The organism is Paraburkholderia edwinii, from assembly GCF_019428685.1.
In the GTDB taxonomy this organism is placed as follows: domain Bacteria; phylum Pseudomonadota; class Gammaproteobacteria; order Burkholderiales; family Burkholderiaceae; genus Paraburkholderia; species Paraburkholderia edwinii.
In genome coordinates this window covers 4,175,713-4,198,373 of the sequence record NZ_CP080095.1, presented here as the reverse complement: position 1 = coordinate 4,198,373, position 22,661 = coordinate 4,175,713, and the positions used below count along the sequence as shown (strand labels likewise).

At 62.3% G+C, this 22,661-nt stretch carries 19 protein-coding genes; 17 read left to right on the top strand and 2 right to left on the bottom strand.

Annotated features, from left to right (window positions below; all coding sequences use genetic code 11):
• Positions 1–253 precede the first annotated feature (253 nt).
• The 16 genes from KZJ38_RS18560 to KZJ38_RS18485 all read left to right on the top strand — a co-directional run bounded on the left by KZJ38_RS18560 (position 254) and on the right by KZJ38_RS18485 (position 18,532).
• Positions 254–769 carry a DUF3887 domain-containing protein gene (locus tag KZJ38_RS18560; protein WP_219797636.1) on the top strand — a complete coding sequence of 172 codons (516 nt, stop codon included), beginning with the start codon at positions 254–256 and terminating at the stop codon, positions 767–769.
• A gap of 73 nt (positions 770–842) precedes the next feature.
• The gene (locus KZJ38_RS18555; protein WP_219797635.1) at positions 843–1,460 is read left to right on the top strand and encodes a hypothetical protein; all 618 of its coding nucleotides are present in this window, start codon (positions 843–845) and stop codon (positions 1,458–1,460) included.
• 354 nt (positions 1,461–1,814) lie between these two features.
• Positions 1,815–3,242, top strand: a complete 1,428-nt coding sequence (locus KZJ38_RS18550) for a TolC family protein (protein WP_246641542.1) — start codon at positions 1,815–1,817, stop codon at positions 3,240–3,242.
• A gap of 4 nt (positions 3,243–3,246) precedes the next feature.
• Positions 3,247–4,371 carry an efflux RND transporter periplasmic adaptor subunit gene (locus KZJ38_RS18545; protein ID WP_219797634.1) on the top strand — a complete coding sequence of 375 codons (1,125 nt, stop codon included), beginning with the start codon at positions 3,247–3,249 and terminating at the stop codon, positions 4,369–4,371.
• Positions 4,368–7,403, top strand: a complete 3,036-nt coding sequence (locus KZJ38_RS18540; RefSeq protein ID WP_219797633.1) for an efflux RND transporter permease subunit — start codon at positions 4,368–4,370, stop codon at positions 7,401–7,403. The genes KZJ38_RS18545 and KZJ38_RS18540 overlap by 4 nt, the downstream gene beginning before the upstream one ends.
• Positions 7,404–7,744: 341 nt before the next feature.
• Positions 7,745–9,916, top strand: coding sequence for a TonB-dependent receptor (locus KZJ38_RS18535; protein ID WP_219797632.1), 2,172 nt, complete (start codon positions 7,745–7,747; stop codon positions 9,914–9,916).
• Between the two features lie 21 nt (positions 9,917–9,937).
• Positions 9,938–10,618: a MotA/TolQ/ExbB proton channel family protein gene (locus KZJ38_RS18530; protein WP_219797631.1), complete on the top strand. Its 681-nt coding sequence runs from the start codon at positions 9,938–9,940 to the stop codon at positions 10,616–10,618.
• 2 nt (positions 10,619–10,620) lie between these two features.
• Positions 10,621–11,019, top strand: a complete 399-nt coding sequence (locus KZJ38_RS18525; RefSeq protein WP_219797630.1) for an ExbD/TolR family protein — start codon at positions 10,621–10,623, stop codon at positions 11,017–11,019.
• A gap of 1 nt (position 11,020) precedes the next feature.
• Positions 11,021–11,761, top strand: coding sequence for an energy transducer TonB (locus tag KZJ38_RS36930; protein ID WP_219797629.1), 741 nt, complete (start codon positions 11,021–11,023; stop codon positions 11,759–11,761).
• The gene (locus KZJ38_RS18515) at positions 11,758–13,368 is read left to right on the top strand and encodes an alkaline phosphatase family protein (RefSeq protein ID WP_219797628.1); all 1,611 of its coding nucleotides are present in this window, start codon (positions 11,758–11,760) and stop codon (positions 13,366–13,368) included. Before KZJ38_RS36930 ends, KZJ38_RS18515 begins: the two co-directional genes overlap by 4 nt.
• 7 nt (positions 13,369–13,375) lie before the next feature.
• Positions 13,376–14,083: a response regulator transcription factor gene (locus KZJ38_RS18510; protein WP_219797627.1), complete on the top strand. Its 708-nt coding sequence runs from the start codon at positions 13,376–13,378 to the stop codon at positions 14,081–14,083.
• A 19-nt stretch (positions 14,084–14,102) separates the two neighbouring features.
• Positions 14,103–14,666 carry a hypothetical protein gene (locus tag KZJ38_RS18505; protein WP_219797626.1) on the top strand — a complete coding sequence of 188 codons (564 nt, stop codon included), beginning with the start codon at positions 14,103–14,105 and terminating at the stop codon, positions 14,664–14,666.
• Positions 14,651–15,442 (top strand): sensor histidine kinase, encoded by a 792-nt coding sequence (locus KZJ38_RS18500; protein ID WP_219797625.1) that lies wholly within the window; start codon positions 14,651–14,653, stop codon positions 15,440–15,442. The genes KZJ38_RS18505 and KZJ38_RS18500 overlap by 16 nt, the downstream gene beginning before the upstream one ends.
• A 60-nt stretch (positions 15,443–15,502) precedes the next feature.
• Positions 15,503–16,084 carry a hypothetical protein gene (locus tag KZJ38_RS18495; protein ID WP_219797624.1) on the top strand — a complete coding sequence of 194 codons (582 nt, stop codon included), beginning with the start codon at positions 15,503–15,505 and terminating at the stop codon, positions 16,082–16,084.
• Between the two features lie 169 nt (positions 16,085–16,253).
• On the top strand, positions 16,254–17,501 hold the full coding sequence (hpnI, locus tag KZJ38_RS18490; RefSeq protein ID WP_219797623.1) for a bacteriohopanetetrol glucosamine biosynthesis glycosyltransferase HpnI: 1,248 nt from the start codon (positions 16,254–16,256) through the stop codon (positions 17,499–17,501).
• Positions 17,498–18,532, top strand: a complete 1,035-nt coding sequence (locus tag KZJ38_RS18485; protein WP_219797622.1) for a lysylphosphatidylglycerol synthase domain-containing protein — start codon at positions 17,498–17,500, stop codon at positions 18,530–18,532. The genes hpnI and KZJ38_RS18485 overlap by 4 nt, the downstream gene beginning before the upstream one ends.
• Positions 18,533–18,560: 28 nt before the next feature.
• On the opposite strand, the gene KZJ38_RS18480 is transcribed toward KZJ38_RS18485, so the two are convergent.
• A complete protein-coding gene (locus tag KZJ38_RS18480) occupies positions 18,561–19,703 on the bottom strand; it encodes a nucleoside hydrolase (protein WP_425518257.1) in 1,143 nt (380 codons plus the stop codon).
• Between the two features lie 223 nt (positions 19,704–19,926).
• Between KZJ38_RS18480 and KZJ38_RS18475 the strand changes: the two genes are divergently transcribed.
• Positions 19,927–20,406 (top strand): YybH family protein, encoded by a 480-nt coding sequence (locus tag KZJ38_RS18475; RefSeq protein WP_219797621.1) that lies wholly within the window; start codon positions 19,927–19,929, stop codon positions 20,404–20,406.
• Positions 20,407–21,057: 651 nt separating this feature from the next.
• Here the strand turns inward: KZJ38_RS18475 and KZJ38_RS18470 are convergent.
• Positions 21,058–22,452 (bottom strand): MFS transporter, encoded by a 1,395-nt coding sequence (locus tag KZJ38_RS18470; protein ID WP_219797620.1) that lies wholly within the window; start codon positions 22,450–22,452, stop codon positions 21,058–21,060.
• Between the last annotated feature and the right edge of the window lie 209 nt (positions 22,453–22,661).

Below are 22,661 nucleotides of genomic sequence, written 5' to 3'. Positions count from 1 at the left end.
ATAGAAAAAGAAATGGGCGGCATAGCCGCCCCTATTTGGTGTCGAGGGCATTGCAACAGGGTTGGGTGACAGCAGCATGAATGGCTCACGCCGCGATGACGGCTTTGGTATATGCGGCATGGATGCCAGACAGTCGTGGGCCATGAAAGGTCATTCGACATTGGCGCTCAGATCATTGAAAATCCATACCGCTCTTTTCATGAACCATGCATTCCTTGACGCGGAATTGGCCTGCGAACTCAGGTAGGTTAGCATGCCGGAAAATACAAATAAGAGGAACGTGCCGGTGTTAAAGCTTCGCAAATCAAAATGGACGATAGGCTTGGTAGCCATAGTCGTTATAACAGGAATATTGGTCGCGGCTAAGGTGCACGTCCGGTTTGGGCGTTTCGCGGATGACAAGGCTGCCGCAGATGCAGCAGAGAATGCGATGATCCGTCAGTATAACGAGCGAAATTTCGACGCTATCTACGACAGCGCATCGGATGCGCTTAAATCAGAACTATCGCGTGCGCAAGTGACGGACGCGATGAAGCAGACTTTCGACAAGTACGGTGTCATAGGGGACGACAGTGCGGCTGCGACGACATGTTTTCCATATCAGGTTCGAATGGTACGTTGGATGAAGGCAGAGAACGGAACTGAACTCACCGCCTTGGTGACGTGGTTTGTGCCTGACGGCAAACACGCGATGCTCGTTTCAGCACAGATTAGCCCGGGTCATTCCTCGTTCAATCCGGATATCGTGCGGGCGCATTCGTGTAGCTGAGGTACTCAAATGCCGACATCCGACTATCTCCAGTCGACGCAGCCAATCTCCTTCCCGACCACACAATATAACTATGAGCATCAGCAAGTGGGTTGAGCGCATTCATAAAAATCGTCATAAGGCCGCGCCCTTTGAAATGGTGACTTTGGAAACTGCGCACCGTCTCATCTCGCCCATCGTTAATGCTGCTGTAGACGGGAAGGGATTCGAAGAGGTCGCGCCGTTAAGGTGGGTGAGATTTGACGGAACGCCCATACGCCAGATGTTTGCCTTTCCCGCCTGGAAAGGCGGCGTAATGGCTCCGCGTTGGGGTCTCTCCTTTGATTTTGTGCCGCACGTCTCTGGTAACCCTGTTCGATGGCATCGCACCAACAAGTCCGCGATGTTTGATCTGACGGTCGATGCACGCGACAGCGCTATGGAAATTAGCCTCATTCACGGGGAGCAGGCCATCGTGCAAAGCTCGGCGGCGGTTGTCGAGAAGGCAGTGGCGTGCGCCGACGAATTTTGGCAACGCGTCAATTCCATCGAAGACGTTGTTGCGGCATTCGAATGGCTGCGACGCTATCTGTCGAAGGGAGGTTTGGGTTTTTACAACTATACACAGCATTCGGTCGCGCTTGCGTTCGTGCTCGCAAAGATCGGCGACGAAGATGGCTCGCGTCGCGAACTGAGCCGCTTTCTGGCATAACGATCGCTGGAAGATCCGGTTTCAATGCGCCTGCATGAACTGTTGAGCGAAGCCTTTCGATCGGCTTGATTCGCCTCGCAATCAGGCCGTCCGAAGTACATAGTCGCTATACATACGCGATAACTTTCTCTAATGCATACGTCCGATAACTGAAAGCCAGTTTTGCATCGAGACGCACAGGCTTTACTTAAGAAGCGCTTAGCAGCAAATCGCATTGCGCCTGACAGTAACCACACCGCCCGCCTTACGCTTCGCTTTTAAGCGTTATCTTAAGCACCTGCTAAGCAAGCATCCAACAGAATCAGCCCTTGTTGATCGGCCGCTACGCCGACGGTTCTCAACAAGGAGCCTCAGTTGTTTCACCCTTCGCACCGCGCGATGCCTGTGCGCGCATTGCATGGCAGGTTCGCCGCAACTGCGTACGCCTTTGCGTGCAGTACGGGCGTCGCGCTGCTGCTCGCCGGTTGTACGTGGTATCGACCTCAGCCGCTGGCAACATCCAACACGCTGACCACACCAGCGCAACTTGCAAGCATGCAGATCGACCCCGCAGCGATGCCATTACCCGCGCTTGCCGCGCATCGCTTCGATCCATCCAATGGCCTCGACATCGAAGAAGTCGCGATGCTCGCGGTTGCCAACAATCCGGACCTGAAGCTCGCGCGTGACGATCTCGGCATTGCGCAGGCGCAGGCGTTTTCAGCGGGCTTGTTGCCCGATCCTCAACTGAGTGTGTCGAGCGACTATCCAGGGCAACTGGGTTTCGACCGGGCTTTTAGCTACGGCTTGAGCATGGACGTGATGGCCGTCGTGACACGCGACGCGAACAAACGGTCCGCGGACGCGACGGTTCAGAAAATCGACCTCGGCTTGTTGTGGCAGGAATGGCAGGTCATCGCACAGGCCAAACAGCTGTTCGTGAAGGCGCGCTTTCAGGACGTCGCACTTCCACTACTCGATCGGCAACGCGAACTAGCCCGCGAACGTTACGAACGCATTGCGCACGCGGCGCAAGCGCACAACGCGACCCACGATAGCGTCGCCGCCGCGCTAATCGCATCCAACGATGCGCGCAAACAGGACGACGACATGCAGCGCGCGCGTGAACAGACGCGGCACGATCTGAACGCGCTACTGGGGCTCGCGCCCGACGTTGAGCTAACACTGACCGGATCCGACCGCGTCACACCGCCACCGGATGAGTCGATTGACGCAGCGCTCACGCAACTGCCGGCACGCCGACCGGATCTGATCGCGCTGCGGGCAGGCTACGAAGCGCAGGAGCAGAAGTACCGCGCCGCGGTGCTGAACCAGTTTCCGAGTCTATCGGTGGGTTTCGTGCGTGCGCGCGACACATCGGAAATCTATACAAGCGGCTTCCAGATCAATCTGAGCCTGCCGATCTTCAACCGCAATCGCGGCAACGTTGCCATCGAACAGGCCACGCGGCAACGGCTAAGCGATGAATACCAGACGCGTTTAAACACCGCTTACGGCGATATCGTGCATTTGCGTGCGGACAGCGCGCTTCTCGCCGCCCAGCTTTCGACGAGCGAGCATGCCTTGCCGGAACTGGAGCAGGCCGCGCAGCGCGCGCGGCAAGCTTACGCGGCACATGACATCGTGTTCGGCCAGTACGTCGATGCGCAAACCGCGATGCTTACGCGGCGCGTCGACGTCGCGACGCTCGACGAAGCGCTCGCCGAACAGCGCATCGGTTTGCAGGCGCTGCTTGGCAGCGCGATTCCCGATCCCGGCTCGTCAGATTCCCTCTCACGTTGATGTCATGCAAAACCGTCTTCGAACGCTGAGCGCGGCCTGCGTGCCGGCGCTGTGTGTATGGCTCTTTCTGAACGCGGCCACCGCGCGGTTGGCGCGTGCCGACGAACCCGCCGCAGTCTCGGTCGTGCTCGCGCACGTCACGCGCGAGCCGGTCGCGCAGCAGGTACACGCATACGGCGTGGTCGCGTCCGCCGCAGCCAATGCGGATACGGTCAGCTTGCCGTATATCGCGCGCATTCGCAGTCTGCGGGTGCAGCCGGGGCAACGTGTCGCGCGCGGCGCACCGCTGGCCGTGGTGCAGGCCGATCCGTCGGCGGTGGTCGCCTTGACGCAAGCGCAAGGCGCGCAAACGCTCGCGCGCGGCGAACTCGCGCGTACCGAATCGCTGTATCGCGACGGGCTCGCGACGCAGTCGCAACTCGCCTCCGCGCAGAAGGCGCTGAGCGACGCACAGCAGGCGCTCGCCGCGCAACGCGCGCTCGGCGTGTCCGCGGGCGCCATCACGATCGCCGCGCCGGTGGGGGGCGTCGTCGCGCAGCTAACGGCCGCGCCCGGCGATCAGTTGCAGGCAGGCGCGCCGATCTTGCAGTTGATCGCGACGAACGCGAACGCGGGCGCTAACGCTAATGCCAGCGCCGGTGCCGACCATGTCGCGAACGTAACGCTCGGTGTCGAACCCGCCGATGCGATGTCGATCCACGACGGCGACCGTATCGCACTGCACGCGCTTGCCACCGGGCTCGACAAGGCGACGGCGAACGGCAGCATCGTGATGGTGGGCGCGTCGGTCGATACGCAGAGTCAACTCGTCAACGTCGGTGCAAGCGTGCCGCTCGCGGGCACATCGTTCATTCCCGGTACGCATGTACGCGCCGACATCGAGACGAAACGCGGCGACTGGTGGGTCGTGCCGCGCTCTGCCGTGCTGCGCGACGATCACGGTGCCTACGTGTTTCAGGTCGCACCCGACGAGAAAGCCCATCGCGTCGCAGTATCGATTCGCGTGGAAAACGATCGCAGCTATGGCGTCGATGGCGCGCTCGACGCAGCGCGGCCGCTCGTCATCACCGGCAACTACGAGTTGACGGACGGCATGGCGGTGCGCGCCACGAAGGGCACCGCGCCATGAATTTCGGTCAATGGATGCAGCGGCACCGGCGCTCGCTGCTGTTCGCGATCGCGCTTGCCGCACTCGCCGGCGCGCTGACTGCATTTCGTTTGCCGATCTCGCTGTTCCCGAACGTATCGTTCCCACGCGCGGTGGTCTCGCTCGATGCCGGCGATCGCCCGGCCGAGCAGATGGCCGCGCTTGTCACGATGCCGGTGGAGGAGGCGCTGCGGCGTGTGCCGAATGTGCGCGACGTCGAATCGCGCACGAGCCGCGGGTCCGCGGAAATCTCGCTGAATTTTGACTGGGGCACCGATATGGCCCAGGCGACGCCGCAGGCGCAATCGGCGATCAGCGAGATTCTCGCGACCTTGCCGCCGGGCACGTCGATGCAGGTGCGGCGCATGGATCCGACCGTATTCCCGGTGCTGGCCTATAGCCTCACGTCGTCGCGCGAATCGCTTTCGCAGCTCTACGACCTCGCGCAGTTCCAGATGCGGCCGCTGCTGTCGTCGGTCGACGGCGTCGCTCGCGTCGACGTCGCCGGCGGCGCGCGCGACGAACTTGAGGTGGCGATCGATCCGCAACGGCTCGCGGCTTACAAGCTGTCGATTGCCGACGTCGGCAAGGCGATCGGCGCGGGCAACGTGCTGATGGCGACGGGGCGCATCGAGGATCACTACAAGCTGTATCTCGTGGTCGCGGATACGGCGCTGGCCGGATTGCGCGATCTGCGCGACGTGGTCGTGGCGTCGACGGGCGGCGCACAGGTGCGGCTCGGCGATATCGCCACCGTGCAACGCGGCGTGGTCCCGCAATGGATTCGCGTCACCGCCGACGGTCACGATGCCGTGCTGATCAATGTCTATCAGCAGCCCGGCGCGAACAGCGTCGCGATGGCCGCCGCGATTCGCGCGCGGCTCGACGACTTCCGCAAACGCATGCCCGCGGACGTGCATCTCGCGAACTGGTACGACCAGAGCCAGCTCGTGATCGCATCGGCAACCAGTGTGCGCGACGCGATCATGATCGGCGTCGTGCTCGCGGCGCTCACTTTATTCGTCTTCCTGCGCAACATGAAAGTGACGGTTATTGCGGTTGCGCTGGTGCCGGTCGTGATGGCGGCGACGATCCTGCTGCTCGACGTGTTCGGCATGGGCTTCAACATCATGACGCTGGGCGGAATGGCGGCCGCGGTCGGCCTCGTGATCGACGACGCAATCGTGATGATCGAGCACATCGCGCGTCGCATGCGCGAGGCCGGGGAGCATGCGTTCCACGGCCGCGTGATGAGCGCCGCGCTCGAATTCACGCGACCGCTCGCGGGATCGTCAGCGGCGACGCTGATCATTTTTGTGCCGCTTGCGTTTCTGTCCGGTGTCACGGGCGCGTTCTTCAAGGCGCTGTCGGTGACGATGGCCAGCGCGCTGTTTATTTCGTTTGCCGTGACATGGCTTGCGATTCCGATTCTATGCGACCGGTGGCTGTCCGCGAAGGACGCGCAGGAACACGCGGAAACGCGTGTCGGGCGATGGTTGACGCGCGGTTACGCGCGGCTGATCGAGCGTGTCAGCGCACGGCCATGGTGGGTTCTTGCGGGCATCGTGCCGCTCGCGATCGTGGCCGCGTTTGCGTTCACGCGCGTCGGCAGCGGCTTTATGCCGACCATGGACGAGGGCGGCTTCGTGCTCGACTACCACACGAGTCCCGGCACATCGGTGACGGAGACCGATCGGCTGATGCGGCAGATCGAGGCCATCATCCGCGCGAATCCGAACGTCGCGACATACTCGCGGCGCACCGGCGCGGGACTCGGCGGCGACCTCAACGAGCCGAACAAAGGCGATTTTTTCGTGCGGCTCAAGTCGGGCTCGCGCGAGCCGATCGACGTCGTGATGGAGGAAATCCGCTCGCGCATCGAAGCCCAGGTGCCGGGCGTCAGCATCGAACTCGCCCAACTGATGGAAGATCTGATCGGCGACCTGACCGCCGTGCCGCAGCCGGTGCAGATCAAGATCTATTCGGATGACCAGCAGGTGCTCGATACAACTGCACAGCACGTTGCCGCGCGCATCGGCAAGATCGCCGGCGTGGTCGATGTGAATGACGGGATCAATCCGGCCGGCGACGCGATCGATCTGCATATCCGTCCCGATGCGGCGGCCGCCGAGGGCATGGACCCGCAATCGATCGCGCAGCAGGTGTCGGACATGATCGAGGGCAATGTCGCGACGCAGTACCAGAGCGGACCGAAGACGATCGGCGTGCGGGTGCGCGTGGCCGGCGTAGAGCGGCTGACCGATACCGCGCTTGGGCGCCTGCAGATTCGTGCGCCCGATGGCCACCTGTTCGCGCTCTCGCGTGTGGCCGATCGCATCGCGGTGAGCAGGCAGCCGGAGATCAGCCGCGACAACCTCAAGCGGATGGTGGCGGTAACCGCGCGGATCGACGGCCGCGATCTTGGATCGACGATTGCGGACGTGCGGCAGGCGCTCGATGCATCGGGCCTTCTGCCGGCCGGCGTCTATTACGAGCTCGGTGGCCTGTATCAACAACAGCAGATCGCTTTCAAGGGGCTGATTGCCGTATTCGGTGCAGCGGTCGCGCTTGTGTTCGGGCTCTTGCTGTTTCTTTACGAACGCTTTCGGATTGCGCTTGCGGTGATGACGATGCCGCTATTTGCGACGTGCGCGGTGTTCATCGGCTTGTGGGCGGCCGGTATTGAACTGAACATATCGGCGATGATGGGCATGACGATGATCGTCGGCATCGTGACCGAGGTGGCCATTTTTTATGTATCGGAGTTTCAAGGACTCGTGCATGAAGAAGGATTGCCGCCACGCGTCGCGCTGATTCTCGCGGGCCGTAACCGCTTGCGGCCGATCGCGATGACCACCATCGCTGCGATTCTCGCGCTGTTGCCGCTCGCCTTTGCGCTCGGTCAGGGCTCGGCCATGCAGCAGCCGTTGGCGGTCGCGATCATCTCGGGGCTGATCGTTCAGTTGCCGCTCGTGCTACTGGTTTTGCCGGTGTTGCTAAGGCTGCTGCTATAAGTCCGCGCACAACACCTCAAAGCAAAAACAAAAAATAACTCGCATCAATTTATGAACGTAAGCGGAACGTCTTTTAGCTGAAACAGGCGCTTCGCAAGATGCGATAGCGTCGCGTCGATCACGGCGTCTTGTGAGATCGACTCCACGCTTTTTTATTTTGTTCGCAGATCCATCGATTCCATCGCATTGCATCGTCTGCCTTGAATTGCGCTCAACAACGATCCGCGCGTACCCGATCGCTTAACTTCGTAAGTAACCCATCATGGTCCAGCCATGCGTCATCCATAGGATTGCACCCGACCCGGCAAAGCACGGTCAATCTAAAACTAGGATGCCTTAGCATGCGACACGATAACTTACGGTTCCGCGTCAAGCCTCTCGCGGGATGGATTCTCGCTTCACTCTGCGCGTCTGGAACGCAGCTTGCCTTTGCGCAGACATCAGGCGATCTCGGCTCAGTGCAAAGCAGCGCGTCGTCCGCGTCTTCAATAGGCGACGCGACGTCTTCCAATCCGCAATCCGCACCGGCCCAGGCGCCGACGCAAGGTTCGTTGAGCGCGACCGAGCCGAAGTCGATCATCAACGAAAACTACATCCGCAACAGCACTGCGCCGACCTCGAACTACAGCGATATCGTGCAGATCGCGCCCAGCGTGTCGAGCATCAATCCGAACGGCGCCGGTCTGATGGAGACGCAGAGCCTCACGATTCGCGGCTTTCAGGACGGCCAGTACAACGTGACGTTCGACGGCATTCCGTTCGGCGACTCGAACGATTTCACGCACCATTCAACTTCGTTTTTCAACTCGCAGAATATCGGCGGCATCGCGGTGGACCGCGGCCCCGGCGACGCATCGCAAGTCGGCTTCGCCACTTTCGGCGGCACGATTGCGATTTCGTCGATCGAACCGTCGCTGACACCGGCGTTCTCCGTGCTGGGCTCATATGGCAGCTGGGACACGTGGCTCACCGGCGCGCAGTTCAATACCGGCGACCTGCAGCAGTGGGGCGATGCGCGCGCGGTGGTCGGCTACGATCATGTGAGCAGTGACGGCTATCTGGAGAATTCCGGGCAGCGGCGCGACAACTTCTACTTCAAGCTGGAAAAGCCGCTCGGCGACAACACGTTGGTGACGCTCTTCGCGGATTACAACCGCATTCACCAGAACGTGTCGCTTGGCGCAACGGCTGCGCAGATCCATCAGTTCGGGCCGGACTTTGCACTAAGCGGTAACCCGGCGAGCCAGTCTTTCTTCGGATACAACTTCGACCGCATCAACACCGACTTCGAGTACATCGGGCTCACGACGCACCTCGGCGGCTGGACCATCGATAACAAGCTCTACACGTACGGGTACTACCACGACGGCTTCAACGGCCTCGATCCGAACGGAGAGACGCCGAACGGCACCGCGTTGGGACCGAACAACGTGCCCGGCCAGCAGATCGCGAACAACTACCGCGCGTTCGGCGACATCATCAAGGCCGATCATCGGCTCGGCCCGGGCAATCTGCAGTTCGGTGCATGGATTACGCACCAGTCGAACTTTCGCGACAACCTCAATGTCGACGACACGCTGAACTTTGCGCTGTTGCAGACCAACTTCTCGCTAACCGACTCGTTCCTCACGTTTCAGCCGTGGGTCCAGTACGAATGGCAGTTGCCGCACGGCCTGACCATCACGCCCGGCGTCAAGCTGGTGTCGTTCAATCGCAGCATCGATTCGCAGGATAACCAGAAGACCGGGCTGCCCGCGGACTTCAGCCATACGTGGAACAAGGTGTTGCCGTCGCTGACGGTGCACGAGCAGATCAATCCGTACTGGAGCGCCTATGTGCAGTACGCACAGGGCTTTCTCGCGCCGAACCTGAACGTGTTCTTCGTGCCGAACACGTCGGTGTCCGGCCAGCCTGATCCGGAGCAGACCGATAACTATCAGATCGGTACGACCTTCAAGACCGATCGCTTTACCGTCTCCGCCGACGTCTACTACATCAATTTCCGCAATGCGGTGACGAGCACGACGATCGGCGGCAATACGATCTTTTCGAATGCGGGCGGCGCGTACTACAAGGGCGTCGAAACCGAAGGCACGTTTTACGCCGGTTACGGCTTTAGCCTCTACGGCAACCTGACGTTCAACTCCGCGAAGCAGAAGGGCACCGGCGACTGGCTGCCGAATGCGCCGCAATCGACCGCGGCGCTCGGCGTGATCTATGACAAGGGCCCGCTGCACGGTTCGGTGATCACCAAGTTCGTTGGCCATCAGTTCGGCACGACCGGTAACCAGCAGCCGATCGGCGGTTTCACGGTCACGAACCTCGCGACGGCCTACACGATCAAGTCGCCGACCCGCTGGATGCACAACACGCGCCTCGGCTTCGAGATCGACAACGTGTTCAACCGCACCAGCATCGATGCGCTGGCCGGCTTCACGGTCGCCAACAACACGCCGCTGTACTGGACGATTCCCGGGCGCGCGTTTATCGCCACCCTTTCCACCGATTTCTGATTTCGACAGGAGTTCAAGCTAATGTCTGCCGCCACTCTCATGCATCTCGCGCGCGATTCCGCCGGTGTGCTGTACGTCATCGCGGTCATGCTGTTTATCGCGTTGACGGTGATCGTCGAGCGTGCGCTGTTCCTGCGGCGTGTCGCACAAGGCGGCCGCGCCGCGCTCGATCAGCTCGACCGGCTCGATCACCTCGACCGCGGCTCGCTTGCTGCGCTGGCGGCCCGTCATCGTGGTCTGCCGGTCGAGCGGATTCTGTCGGCCGCGGCGCGGCTTCATGGTCCGGCACTGCGCCGCGAATCGCTCGATGCATCGCTCGACGAAGTGATCATGCGCGAAGCGCCGCGTATCGACCGGTTTCTCTGGGTGCTTGACACGATTGTCACGCTTGCGCCGCTGCTCGGTCTGTTCGGCACGATCATCGGCATGTTCAACGCGTTCCAGGTGCTGTCGGACCCGGGCAACGCGCCGACGCAGGTAACCGGCGGCGTTGCGGAGGCGCTCGTCGCCACGGCATCGGGTCTCTTCGTCGCGATGGTGGGGCTGGTCTTTTTCAACGGACTGCATAACCGCGTACGGTTCGCCATGCATCAGCTCGAAACGCTGAAGGCGTCGCTCGTCAACCGGATGACGGGCGTGCCGCACAGCGTGCCGCAAGAAACGGTCGAAGCGCAGTCGTCGCTGGCCGGACAGGGAGCGTGACGATGAAGTACTTCGAAGCGCGCAAGGCGCGCATCGAGATCATTCCGATGATCGACATCATGTTTTTCCTGCTGGTGTTTTTCATCATGATCACGCTGCACATGATTCCGAACGCGGGGCTCAGCACGCGTCTGCCGTCGAGCACGAGCGCGCAGCCGCTGACGCCGCCGAAAGTCACCGTCACGCTCGCCGATGACGGCACGGTCACCGTCGACGGCCGTGTGCTGACACCGGCACAGCTGACCGCGATGCTCGCCGCGCAACCGGACCCGTCGCATACCGTGGTCACGGTCGCGGGCTCGGCGCGCGCGACCTTGCAGCATCTGGTGACCGTGATGGACGCGTGCCGCGCGGCGGGCGTATCGCAGGTCGCGTTGGCCGCGCAACCGGTGGCAAGGTGAGATGGCGACTGTTCCTACTTTCGGCGTTTTGACCGAGCAGCGGCGATTCGGTCTCGCGGCGGCGATTGCGCTATTGGCGGAACTGGCCGTGCTCGGTGGCGCGTGGGTGTGGGTGAGTCACAAACCAGCGCCGCCGCCCGCACCGCTTCGTCCGCCTGTGACGGTCACGCTTGCGCCGGCCGTGCAGCCTGCGCCGCCCAAGCCCGTTACTGCGCCCGCACCGCAGACCAAGCCGCAACCGCTGCCGCGGCCGGCGCCCGTGCATGCCGCAGCGCCCGCGCAGCACGTCGTGCGCACGGCGCGGCCGCAGCACGCCGCGCCGCCTGCGCCTGCCCCGGCACCTGCGCCGATGCCGGCTGCCGTACCGGCTGCACCGCTGCCATCCGCGGTGTCCACCGAAGCGCCGCCGCCGTCGCCGCCGCCGGTCGCCGCGCCGGCCGCGCCCGCCGGACCGACGCCGAGCTTCGAAGGGGCGTTGCGCGCGGCGATACAGGCCGCGCTGCACTACCCGGAAGCCGCGCGCATGGCGGGCATGTCGGGCCGTACGCGCGTCGCCTTTCACTACCGTGACGGCGTGGTCTCTGACGTGACCGTCGTCGCCTCGAGCGGGATGGCGATGCTCGATCGCGCGGCGCTCGCGGCCGTGCGCGACGCGAACTGTCCGAAGCCCGAACCGGCGTTTGCCGGCAAGACGCTTTCAGAACAACTGTGGGTCAACTTCAATTTGCAAGATCACGAATGAAACCGATTTTTTCCACCTTGTTTTTCCCGCTAGTCACCGCGTTCGCGCTGTGTGCGACCACCGCCATGTCCGCGGAGCCGAGCGACGCTGCGCCGGCCGCGCCCACGCTGCCTGCCGGTGCGCCGGTTCATCATGTGCTGCTGGTCAGCGTCGACGGCCTGCATGCCGGCGATATGGTCCGCTATATCGCCGCGCATCCGGACAGCACGTTCGCGCAACTCGCGGCGCAGGGCGTCAACTATACGAATGCGCGCGGCGTCGTGCCGGCGGATTCCTTTCCCGGGCTGCTCGCGCTCGTGACCGGCGGCACGCCGGCCGTGACCGGCGTCTACTACGACGACTCGTATGACCGAGCGCTCGCCGCACCGGGCAGCGATTGCAGCCGCAGCGGCACGCGGGTGCGCTACGACGAGTCGCTGGACCTCGACGACGGCCACGGTCACGATGCGATCGACCCGGCAAAACTGCCGCGCGATCCGCGGCATGCCTGTGCGCCCGTTTATCCGCACGCGTACTTGCGCGTCAACACGATCTTCGAAGCCGTGCGCGGCGCGGGCGGGTACACGGCGTGGGTCGACAAGCACCCGACTTACGAACTGGTCGAAGGACCGTCCGGTCACGGCGTCGACGATCTGTTCCTGCCGGAGATCGGCGCGAACTTCGAGGGGACGAGTCACGCCGCCACCGATCAGATCACCGGGTCGCTTGCGTACACCGAAAACTACGACGCCATGAAGGCGCGCGCAGTCGTGAATGAAATCGACGGCATGACGCACGACGGCAGCGCGCACGCGGCCGTGCCGAACGTGTTTGGCCTGAACCTGCAGGCCGTCAACGTCGGGCAGAAGCTGTACGGCTATCGCGATAGCGACGGCGCGCTGACGCCCGGCCTCGACGACGCGATCGGTAGTGTCGACAAGCTGCTCGGCGGCTTCGTCGCCGAACTCGAGCGCCGCCATCTGCGCGACGACACGCTCGTGATCGTCACGGCCAAACATGGCAATGGCCCGATCGACCGCACGCGCCTCGAGAAGATCGACGAGCACCGCCTGGCGAACGTGATCGATGCCGCGGCGCCCGGTGCGCTCGCGCAAATGACGACCGACTACGGCGCGCTGATCTGGCTGCATGATGCCTCGGCGACCGAAGCGGTGACTGCCGCGCTGCGCGCGCATGCCCACGCGCTCGGCATTGCCGACGTGTTGAGCGGCGCACGGCTCGCGCTGCAGTTTCCCGCGCCGACCGCGGACAGCCGCACGCCCGATATCGTGATCGTGTCGCGCAAGGGCGTGATCTTTACGCCGCCGCATGACGGCAAGCTCACCGAACACGGCGGCTTTCACGACGATGACGTGCATGTCGCGCTGCTCCTGTCCAATCCGCGTCTCGCCGGTACGGATCGGCAGGTGACCTGGCCGGTATCGACGACCCAGGTGGCGCCGACCATTCTGGCCGCGCTCGGCTTGCAGCCTGACCTGCTGCAGGCGGTGGCGCAGGAGGGCACGGCGCCGTTGCCGGACGCGCACTGGTGGCCGCCGAAGGCTTCGGCGAGCGCCGACGTGGCGGCGTCTATCGCGCCGATGGCCACTCCATCGTCCGCGAGGTGAATCGCTGATGGTCTGTCCGCCGAGCAGCAAGCCGTGCGTGCTGGTCGTCGAAGACGACGACTGCGCGCGGCTCGAAGTGAGCGCCGCGCTCGAGGATTTCGGCTTCGAAGTCGAAGGCGTGCCGACCGGCTTCCAGGGGCTGCTGCGCGCGACCAATGGCACGTTCGATGCGGTGGTGCTCGATCGCATGCTGCCCGATATCGACGGCCTGTCGATCCTGTCGACGCTGCGCAATATCGGCAAGCAAACGCCGGTGCTGATCCTGAGCGCGCTCGATGCGGTCGACGAGCGCGTGCGCGGGTTGCGCGCCGGCGGCGACGACTATGTCGTGAAGCCGTTCGATGCGCTCGAACTCAACGCGCGCCTGAACGCGCTGTTGCGGCGGCGTTCACTGAACGGCAACGATCCGGCGCTGTTGTGCGTCGACGATCTGACGCTCGATCCGACCACCGGCGATGTGCGGCGCGCAGGGCAGGCCATCGATCTGAAGCCGCGCGAATACAAACTGCTCGAGTTCATGATGCGACATGTGGGCCAGGTCGTGACGCGGACCATGCTGCTCGAAGCGGTCTGGAATTACCACTTCAACGCGAACACGAACGTGATCGACATGCATATCAGCAATCTGCGCCGCAAGATCAGCCTGAACGGCCAGACCTCGGCGATGATCACGACGGTGCGCAACGCGGGCTACATCATTCATGCATGCGCCTAAACGAGTATCGCGCACTCACATGCGCAGCATCGGCGGGCTGCTGGCGGTGTTTATCTGCTCGGCGATCGTGCTGTTCGGTTTGCTCTACTGGCTCACGCGCGGGTACCTGTTTCACGAAGTCGACGAACGCTTGCGCGGCGAGTATGCGGAGTTTCATCAGATCGGCCGCGCTGAAGCGATTGCGAATATCGCCGCGCTCAGCCGGCGCGATATTGCAAGGAGCCGGCCATATGGTCTCTTCGATGCGTCGGGCAGATGGCTCGCGGGCAACGTCGCCATGCTGCCTGATGAGGCCGATCGCCAGCCTTTCAACTACACGCAGGTGGTTCGCGAAGGCGGGGCAAACGTGCTCGCGCACTATCGCGGCGTCATCATTCCGACGACGAGCGGCCTGAAGATTGTCGTCGGGCATTCGATCGACGAAGTGCTCGATTTCGACCAGACGCTTGTGAAGACGCTGTGCGCCGGCGTGGCGCTGGCGATTCTGCTCGCGATCGCGTGCGGCGCCGCGCTCAACACGATGTCGAACCGCCGCATCCGCGCAATCAGCGAGACGGGCGCGAGATCATGGCGGGCAAGCTGAACCGGCGCTTGCCGACGCGCGGCACGAATGACGACCTCGACCGGCTCGCGGACATCGTCAACACGATGCTCGAAGAAATCGAGCGTCTCGTCGATGAGGTACGCGGCGTATGCACAGGCATCGCGCACGATTTGCGCACACCGATGACGCATTTGCGCGCGGGACTCGAGCGCGCACAGCGACGCGCCAGCACGACCGAAGCCTATGCGCAGGCCGTCGACGCCGCCATCGCGCAGTCGGATGTCGTGCTGAGCCGCTTCACGGCGTTGCTGCGCATTGCAGAGATCGAATCCGGCAGCCGCCGTGCGAGTTTCAGCAAGCTTGCACTTGATGCGGTGCTGCACGATGTCGCCGAACTGTACGAGCCGCTGGCCGAGCATCGCGGGTTGTCACTGACCGTTCATACACCGATGCCGGTCGAGGTGACGGGAGACTCCGATCTGCTGTTCGGCGCCATCGAAAACCTGCTCGACAATGCGCTCAAATTTACGCCGCGTGGTGGACATATCTCACTCGGCGTGTTGCTCGATGGCGGCTGTCCGACCTTACACGTCGCCGATACCGGTCCGGGTATCGATCCCGCTGAACGCAAAGCGGTGTTGAGGCCGTTCTATCGAAGCCGTTGTAACGCAACCTGTTCGACGCCGGGGCACGGTCTTGGCCTGAGCCTCGTCGCCGCGATCGCGCGCGTGCACGATGCGTCGCTGGTGATTCTCGACAACCAGCCGGGCTGCCGCATCGTGCTGCGCTTCGAGTCGGCAGACATGCATTTGTAAAGTGCCCACGGGAAATAGCGACGGCTTCGAGCGTCGACCGGATCGGTCGTCGGCCCGCGAATGCGAATCGATAGCACGCGAAAACGAGAGCTTTACGCAAAAGGTCAGTTAGCGCGGCAGTGCTTAAGAATTCCTTCAGATATGCGCGCGTACCATCGCTTCTCGCTAGACGACGCTACACGTTCGTATGAACGCTCAGAAGCGTCGTCATTCTGGAAGCGATCTGCAGGCATTTCGAAACACTGTGCTCACACCACGGATGACTGTGCTGTGTCGAACCCGAACTTCACCATGAGACCGTCGACGATCGAGCAGTTGCGCGCCCATCTCGTCCTTGCGTCGCTTGCCGCCGCGATGATCCAGGTGCTGGTGCTGATTTCAATGCTCATTTTTCGCGTCCCCGCTCGCATTTTCATGTTGCCGTCGTTTCGCGTCGGCATGCTGGTGGCCGTCGTCTGCATCGTTCTTTTTATTCGCGGGCGTTTGCGTTCGGCATTCAGGTCCGCCGTTGCGAGTGGGCATGTCAGTGTGAACGGTTGGCGGCGGCATACGGTGTCGATGTCGCCGCAATGTCCACACCGCTTGCTGGTGGTCTTCTATCTCAAACTTAACAGCCGGCTCCTCGACCGGACGGTTCCGTGACACCCTGCATCTGAAAGACGAACAGCAAGCGACGACGACGCAGCCTCTTGCGCCTTCCTTGCACACGTTGCGCAAATAAAGGGTTAATCAGGTTACCGCGCATACAAAGGATGCGATGAACGCGCGCAGCGATGAATCAAACGCGAGCAGGGGACGCTCGAAGAGTTACATGCACGCGCTGCGTGCGGCCTTGTTCCTGTGCATACCGATCGGGCTTGTGCGGGTGGCGGAGTCGAACGACTTTGCGTCGCATATCGCCCATGTGCTGTGTGTGGGTCTCGCGGGTATATGCGCCGCGCTGGCTGCGCTAGGGATTGGTTACACATGGCTTGCCGGCGAGTTCGTGCGCCGCTTCTTCGCGCGCGCATGTGCGCAGCCTTCGAGCTTTCCCGGTGTGACGCTCGTCAAGCCCTTGTGTGGCGACGAGTGGAATCTCGAACACAATCTCGTCAGTTTTTTCGAGCAGGATTATCCGGGTCCGGTCCAGTTCGTGTTTGGCGTGCACGACCCCGCGGACGTCGCACTCGCAACTGTCGAGAGACTACGCGCGCAGTATCCGCATGCGCAGGTCAGCGTGGTGATCGACTCGCGGCTTTACGGGCCTAACCGGAAGATCGGCAATCTCGTCAATATGCTCGAGCATGCGGAGCATGATGTGCTCTGCTTCGCCGACAGCGACGTGACCGTGGAGCGCAGTTATCTGCGGCACGTCGTCGGCGCATTGCAAGGTCCCGGCGTCGGACTCGTGACTTGCGTGTATCGCGGCTTGTGCGCGCCAGGCTGGTGGCCGCGTTTTTCCGCGGCCGCGACGAACTATCATTTCCTGCCCGGGGTCGTCACGGGCCTTGCGATCGGACGGGCGCGTCCCTGTTTTGGTCAGACCATCGCAATGGAACGGACGATGCTCGAGCGCATCGGCGGCCTCACGCAGTTCGCCCATCATCTCGCAGAGGATCACGCGATCGGCGACGCGGTGCGGCGCACCGGTGCGACCGTCGCCATCCCGCCGTTCACGGTACGGCATGCGTGCGTCGAGACGAGCTTCGCGAAGTTCGTCGCGCACGAATTGCGCTGGAGCCGTACGATCCGCGCGGTCGACAGGGCAGGGCATCTGGGCTCCGTGCTGATGCATCCGATTCCATTTGCCATGCTGGCGGTACTGATGTCGGAAGGCGCGGCGTGGGCGTGGGTGCTTGCCGGTATTGCACTAGTCGCGCGTCTCGCGCTCAAGTGGCGGTCCGACAATGCCGTACAGCAGACGCATCGAGGAATCTGGCTGCTGCCGATGTGGGATGCGTTATCGTTCGGTATCTACGTCGCGAGCTTCTTCTCGTCCCGTGTCGAGTGGCGCGGCTTCAGATTCGAAGTCGACGAAGAAGGCCTCCTGTCGCCGGCACACGAAGAATCAGCTCAATGAAATATCTCGGACGGGCGTTAGCCCTGATCGGTCTTATCGCCGCGGCATGGCTCGTATGGCGCGAACATCCGGCTACCGTGTTCCGGCTGCTGAAAGATGCGGGCGCCGGGCTCGTGCTGGCCGGGCTCGTTCATGTGCTGCCGATGCTGGCGAACGCATGGGACTGGCGCTCACTGATCCGGAAGGCACAACGGCCGCGGCTGTCGACCATGCTGAAGGTGGTGTGGATCCGGGAGTCGGTGAACGGCCTGCTGCCGGTCGCCCGCATCGGCGGAGAAATCGTTTCGTTCCGTCTGCTCGGACGTCTCGGTGTGCGGCCGGCCACCGTTGTGGCGAGTCTTGTTGTCGATATGCAGCTCACGCTGATCAGCCAGCTGGTTTTTGCGCTCGCTGCTGCGTGCTATGTGCTCTATCACGCGTCCGCGGAAGCGACGGCCGTGATGGAACGCCTGGCCGGTGTCGTCGCTGTAGTCGTGCCGGTCCTGCTGCTCTTCGCACTCGTTCAGCACGCGCGCCCTTTTGAACGGGCGGCTCGCGTGCTTAACCGGATGACGAGCGGCAAGCTGCTTGCGCTGGTTGGCCGCTCCGCGCGCATTGATCAGTCGGTGAAGCTGATCTGGAGGCAGCGCGGCGTGGTCGTGCGCTATCTGTGTCTCTGGCAGACGCTGCAATGCATCGGCTTTGCATTCGAACTATGGCTGGCGCTTCATTTCCTCGGCACCGATGTGAGCATGGCGCAAGCGTTTGTGCTCGAGGCGTTGATCCAGATGCTGAGTAGCGTGGCCTTTCTCGTACCGGCCGGGCTCGGTGTACAGGAAGGCGGCTTCGTGCTGATCGGCGGCTTGCTGGGTCTGAGTCCGGAGATCTGCCTTGCCCTCGCGGGCGCGAGGCGAATACGCGATCTGCTGATCTACGTGCCGGGACTGCTCGCCTGGCAGGCGGCCGAGCATGCGTCCGCTTCGAACCGCCGTACAGGCGTTAGACCGTGTCGCTTCACGCGTGCAGAGGACGGACGCGAAATGCGTGGATAACCGCGCGTCCGCATCGCAACGGGGCCAATCACGGCAGATTCACCGGCACGGGCCGCGTCAGCAGATCGACGTAAAGATCGAAGAAGCGCGCATTGTCGAACGCCTTGACGATGGTCATCTTCTGCAGGCCCACAGGCGGCGAACTGGCGTAGCCCGTCGCCTTGCCGTCGTTCGCACCAAAGGTTGTGTCCACATCGACCCAGCGCTCCTCCGTCTGGGTCGCGAGCGTCGGGTCCATCAGGTACGCGATGGTCAGCGTGTCCCAGATGTCGGTCGTATAACTCGGATCGTTTTCAAAGCCGCTTTTCCCGTCGAACCCGAAGCCGTTCAGCTGCTTGAAGAGCTGCGTGATGATGGTCTGCTTGTTCGGGTCGTGTGCCACGCGGTCATAGACGGTCTTGTCCATCTGCACCGTGTTGGTCACGTCGAGTGGAATCACCGTCTGTTTGATGGGCAAACGCAGCACGTCGCGCACGGCTTCAGGATCGAACCACCAGTTGAATTCGGCCGTCGGCGTCGTATTGCCGGCCACATCGATCGCGCCGCCCATGTAGATAATCTGCTTGATCATCGGCACGATTTCGGGGTGTTGCTGCGTGGCCATTGCAATATTTGTCATTGGACCAATGGCGAGTATCGTCACCTGGTTTGGGTGTGCCTTGACCGAGTCGACAATGAAATCAACCGCGCTCTTGCTCTGTACCTGCGTATGCGTTGCAAAGCCGTCAGGCGGTGCGACGAGGTCGGCGTCGGAGGTCGGTTCAGGTGTGTCCCACGCACCCAGATATCCATCGCCACCGGGAAACTGCGCGAGCTCCTGCTGAATCTCGGAATACGGATGCGACAGTGCATAGTTCGCACCTACGTAGATGCCGATCCGCTTATCCGCACCGATTTGCTCCATCGACTTCAAAGCATCGGCCACGCCTTGCTTAAGCCACTGGTTGCCGGACACGACCGTAATGCCCAGCACGTTGATCTTGTTCTGTGCCTGCAGTTGTGCCGCCATCACGCCGAGTTGTCCGTCATCGCTAAGCGTGTTGTAGTCGCTGTCGACGATTACCATCGGCGCGCTGTTCACGCTTGCTGTGCTGTTTGTACTTCCATCGTCACCGCCGCCACAACCCGTCATCACGATCGCACATGACGCTGCCAGAAATAGCCGTTTCAATGAACGTCTCCTGATTGTTTTTGTGTTCGTCTTTACGCGATTGCTAATACGTAAGACGCGTCAATCTTAGTGCGAAAGCGTTCGATAGCAAACGGTAATCAAGCTAAAAGCAGCGTGTAGTCCTGTTTATATGCTGAATGCAATCCGTGTTGCATCGACTGTATGCGTTTCACCCGTTTTAGCGAACCGGACATGTCGAGCGGCATGTGTGTGAGGGGCCTCAATGAGACGACAGATACACCACATCTGCTTCGCGATGACCGCAATCGCGTTCGCGGCATTCTCGAGTGTGGCTAGCGCGAAGACGGTAGACGAAGATCCAGCGGCGATCATTCGCAATGCCCTGGAACAATGGCGAGATGATTTCAACGCACGACGTGCGGCGCATATCTGCGACCTCTTCGCGCCGGATCTCCGTTACGATTTTCAAGGCTTGCCCGAGCAGACGTACCCGTTGCTCTGCGACCGCTTGCATCGCGCGCTGGCCAACACGGCGCAATCGATCCACTACGGCCTGGCAATCAAGGAGATCATCGTCTCCAACCACCTCGCCATCGTCCGCCTCACCTGGATATCGACTGAGACCGACAAGCGTGGCAAACACGTCACCCATGACGAGACGGGGCTCGACGTGTTCGGTCGTCAACCTGATGGCAGCTGGAAGATCATTCGCTACATTGCCTACCCCGCGACCGCGAACTAGATCCGCCGCGGCGGATGGCGCTGAGTGGTGTTATTGAGGGACTTCCATCCGCCGACAGTCGCGCTTCCTGTCATAAGTTCGATACGGGACGCTTCGCCCTCGCCGACTACCGGCCTCCGCCGTGTCCACCTCCGCCGTGCCCACCGCCACCATGTCCGCCACCATGTCCGCCTCCGTGGTGCCCGCCGTGAAACCCACCGTCGTGATGAAACCCACCGTGATGAAAGTCGTGATGGTCAAAGTGATCGTGGTGACCGTAACAGCAACGGCCACCGCCCACTATTCCGATATCCACGCCACCGTAGGCGGGGTAGGCCGGCCCGTAATAGCCTGGGCCATACCCATAGTCGTACCCCGAGGCGTAAGGGTCATAGCCATAGCCGTAACCCGGCGGTGCGGCGACACAGCCGGTGAGCAAAAGCGCGGTAGCTCCAATTGCCAGAGTATGTTTGAGCATTGCAGTCTCCCTGTTGAATCGTAAGAAAGAGACTGCAAGCGGGGGTTCGCGCTGAATTGTATCGGTGGTTTACAACGCGGATATCTTCAAACGAGCTTTCAACATGCGAACAAATGGCGCGGCATCGAAGCCGCAGGGCTTAATCGAAAACGCGCAATGGCGCGTCGTCATCACGCGGCGCGCCAGGAACGCCTTCAGTGCACGGCCGATGCTTCGGCCGCTTCCATTTCTTTCGGCGCCGCATGCACACGCCACCACGCGAGCATGAACGCGATCGCGAGACACACCACAAAAATCGCAAAGCCGATACGCAGCGATTCCGCCCAGTCGCCAGTCAGATGCTGGACGATGCCGAGCCCGGCGACGCCGGCCAGCGCGCCGATCTGCCGGTTCGCATTCAGCACCGCGGCGCCGATATTCGCGTTGCGCTGACCGGCCTCGTGCATCACGGCGGCCGTCATCGCCGGCACCGCGAATCCGACCCCTACGTTCACCAGCGCGATCGGCACGATCAACCAGCCATACGGGAGCCCCGTGCCGAGCACGGTGGCGGCAAGCGACGCGATAGCCGCGAGTCCGATACCGCCGAGCAGCAGCCTGCGGGCGCCGAGACGCGCGGACAGATGCCCTGAGCAGAAATTGGCGATCGCGAACACGGCCATCACCGGAAGCATCCGGACGCCGGCGCCGAGCGCGGTCTCGCCATCGACCTTCTGTATAAACAGGCTCAACACGAAAATCTCGCCGAACACCACGACGTTCATGCACGCGCCGATTCCATTGAGCGCCCAGAACGTGGCATTGCGAGCGAGGTCCACGGGAATGACAGGCGTCGTGGCGCGGCGTTCACGGACGATCGCGACCAGCAGCACGACAGGCACCAACAGGGCGGCGCCGACAATCGCGGGGCTGGACCATCCGAACACCGGCCCTTCGATCAGCACGAAGCTCAGTGCCGCGAGCGCGATCATCACGAGCGCATGGCTAGGCATGTCGAGCGCGTGCGATTTGCGGCGCGACCGATGCAGGAACGCAAAGGCCAGCGCGATACCAATCAGCCCCACTGGCAGGTTCAGATAGAAAATGCTGCGCCAGCCAAAGCGATGCACGAGCACGCCGCCAACGAGCGGCCCCGATGCAAACGCGACACTGACGATCGCACTCCAGATCCCGACTATCTTCGCGCGTACATGGCGGTCCTCGAACGACTCGGTCAGGAGGCTTAGAGAACTTGGCACGAATAGCGCGGCAGCCACGCCTTGCGCCAGGCGCGCGCCGATCAGCATGGCGACCGATCCGGCCGCGCCGCATAGCGCCGACGCGCAGATAAAGAGCGCGAGGCCGAGCACGTAGACGCGTCGCGCGCCGAGCCGGTCGGCGAGTGCGCCGCCGAGCAGCAGCAATGCGGCGAATGTCAGCGTATAGGCGTCGACGACCCAGACCAGCGAAGCCAGCCGCACCGAGAAATCATGCTGAATATCGGAGAGCGCGACATTGACGACAGTCACGTCAAGCATCGCCATGATGAAACCGCACGAGACGGTGAGCAGAATCGAGATCTGCCTGGAACGCGAAGGAAGCGAGGACATGTGGAGGTAGGTGAACCGGAGACGCCGCACGCATACGATGCGAGGATCGCAGGTAGGCGACGGGCGCGGCGCCTATGATAGGGCAAGCGCGAGGTCCTTGCTGACGACCACTTTGCCTTCGCACCGAGCGAGCGACGCACCAGCGACGCACAAACGCCTCACCAGCGAGACATGGCGTTTTCACGCTATGCTTTTCCGATCGGTACTCC

Excerpts from the sequence above, each read along its gene's own strand:
- KZJ38_RS18540 (WP_219797633.1), top strand. The coding sequence starts at position 4,368 with ATGAATTTCGGTCAATGGATGCAGCGGCACCGGCGCTCGCTGCTGTTC.
- hpnI (WP_219797623.1), top strand. The coding sequence starts at position 16,254 with ATGCACGCGCTGCGTGCGGCCTTGTTCCTGTGCATACCGATCGGGCTT.
- KZJ38_RS18500 (WP_219797625.1), top strand. The coding sequence starts at position 14,651 with ATGGCGGGCAAGCTGAACCGGCGCTTGCCGACGCGCGGCACGAATGAC.
- KZJ38_RS18475 (WP_219797621.1), top strand. The coding sequence starts at position 19,927 with ATGAGACGACAGATACACCACATCTGCTTCGCGATGACCGCAATCGCG.
- KZJ38_RS18560 (WP_219797636.1), top strand. The coding sequence starts at position 254 with ATGCCGGAAAATACAAATAAGAGGAACGTGCCGGTGTTAAAGCTTCGC.
- KZJ38_RS18555 (WP_219797635.1), top strand. The coding sequence starts at position 843 with ATGAGCATCAGCAAGTGGGTTGAGCGCATTCATAAAAATCGTCATAAG.
- KZJ38_RS36930 (WP_219797629.1), top strand. The coding sequence starts at position 11,021 with ATGGCGACTGTTCCTACTTTCGGCGTTTTGACCGAGCAGCGGCGATTC.
- KZJ38_RS18485 (WP_219797622.1), top strand. The coding sequence starts at position 17,498 with ATGAAATATCTCGGACGGGCGTTAGCCCTGATCGGTCTTATCGCCGCG.
- KZJ38_RS18495 (WP_219797624.1), top strand. The coding sequence starts at position 15,503 with ATGCGAATCGATAGCACGCGAAAACGAGAGCTTTACGCAAAAGGTCAG.
- KZJ38_RS18505 (WP_219797626.1), top strand. The coding sequence starts at position 14,103 with ATGCGCAGCATCGGCGGGCTGCTGGCGGTGTTTATCTGCTCGGCGATC.
- KZJ38_RS18515 (WP_219797628.1), top strand. The coding sequence starts at position 11,758 with ATGAAACCGATTTTTTCCACCTTGTTTTTCCCGCTAGTCACCGCGTTC.
- KZJ38_RS18470 (WP_219797620.1), bottom strand. The coding sequence starts at position 22,452 with ATGTCCTCGCTTCCTTCGCGTTCCAGGCAGATCTCGATTCTGCTCACC.
- KZJ38_RS18530 (WP_219797631.1), top strand. The coding sequence starts at position 9,938 with ATGTCTGCCGCCACTCTCATGCATCTCGCGCGCGATTCCGCCGGTGTG.
- KZJ38_RS18545 (WP_219797634.1), top strand. The coding sequence starts at position 3,247 with ATGCAAAACCGTCTTCGAACGCTGAGCGCGGCCTGCGTGCCGGCGCTG.
- KZJ38_RS18535 (WP_219797632.1), top strand. The coding sequence starts at position 7,745 with ATGCGACACGATAACTTACGGTTCCGCGTCAAGCCTCTCGCGGGATGG.
- KZJ38_RS18510 (WP_219797627.1), top strand. The coding sequence starts at position 13,376 with ATGGTCTGTCCGCCGAGCAGCAAGCCGTGCGTGCTGGTCGTCGAAGAC.
- KZJ38_RS18525 (WP_219797630.1), top strand. The coding sequence starts at position 10,621 with ATGAAGTACTTCGAAGCGCGCAAGGCGCGCATCGAGATCATTCCGATG.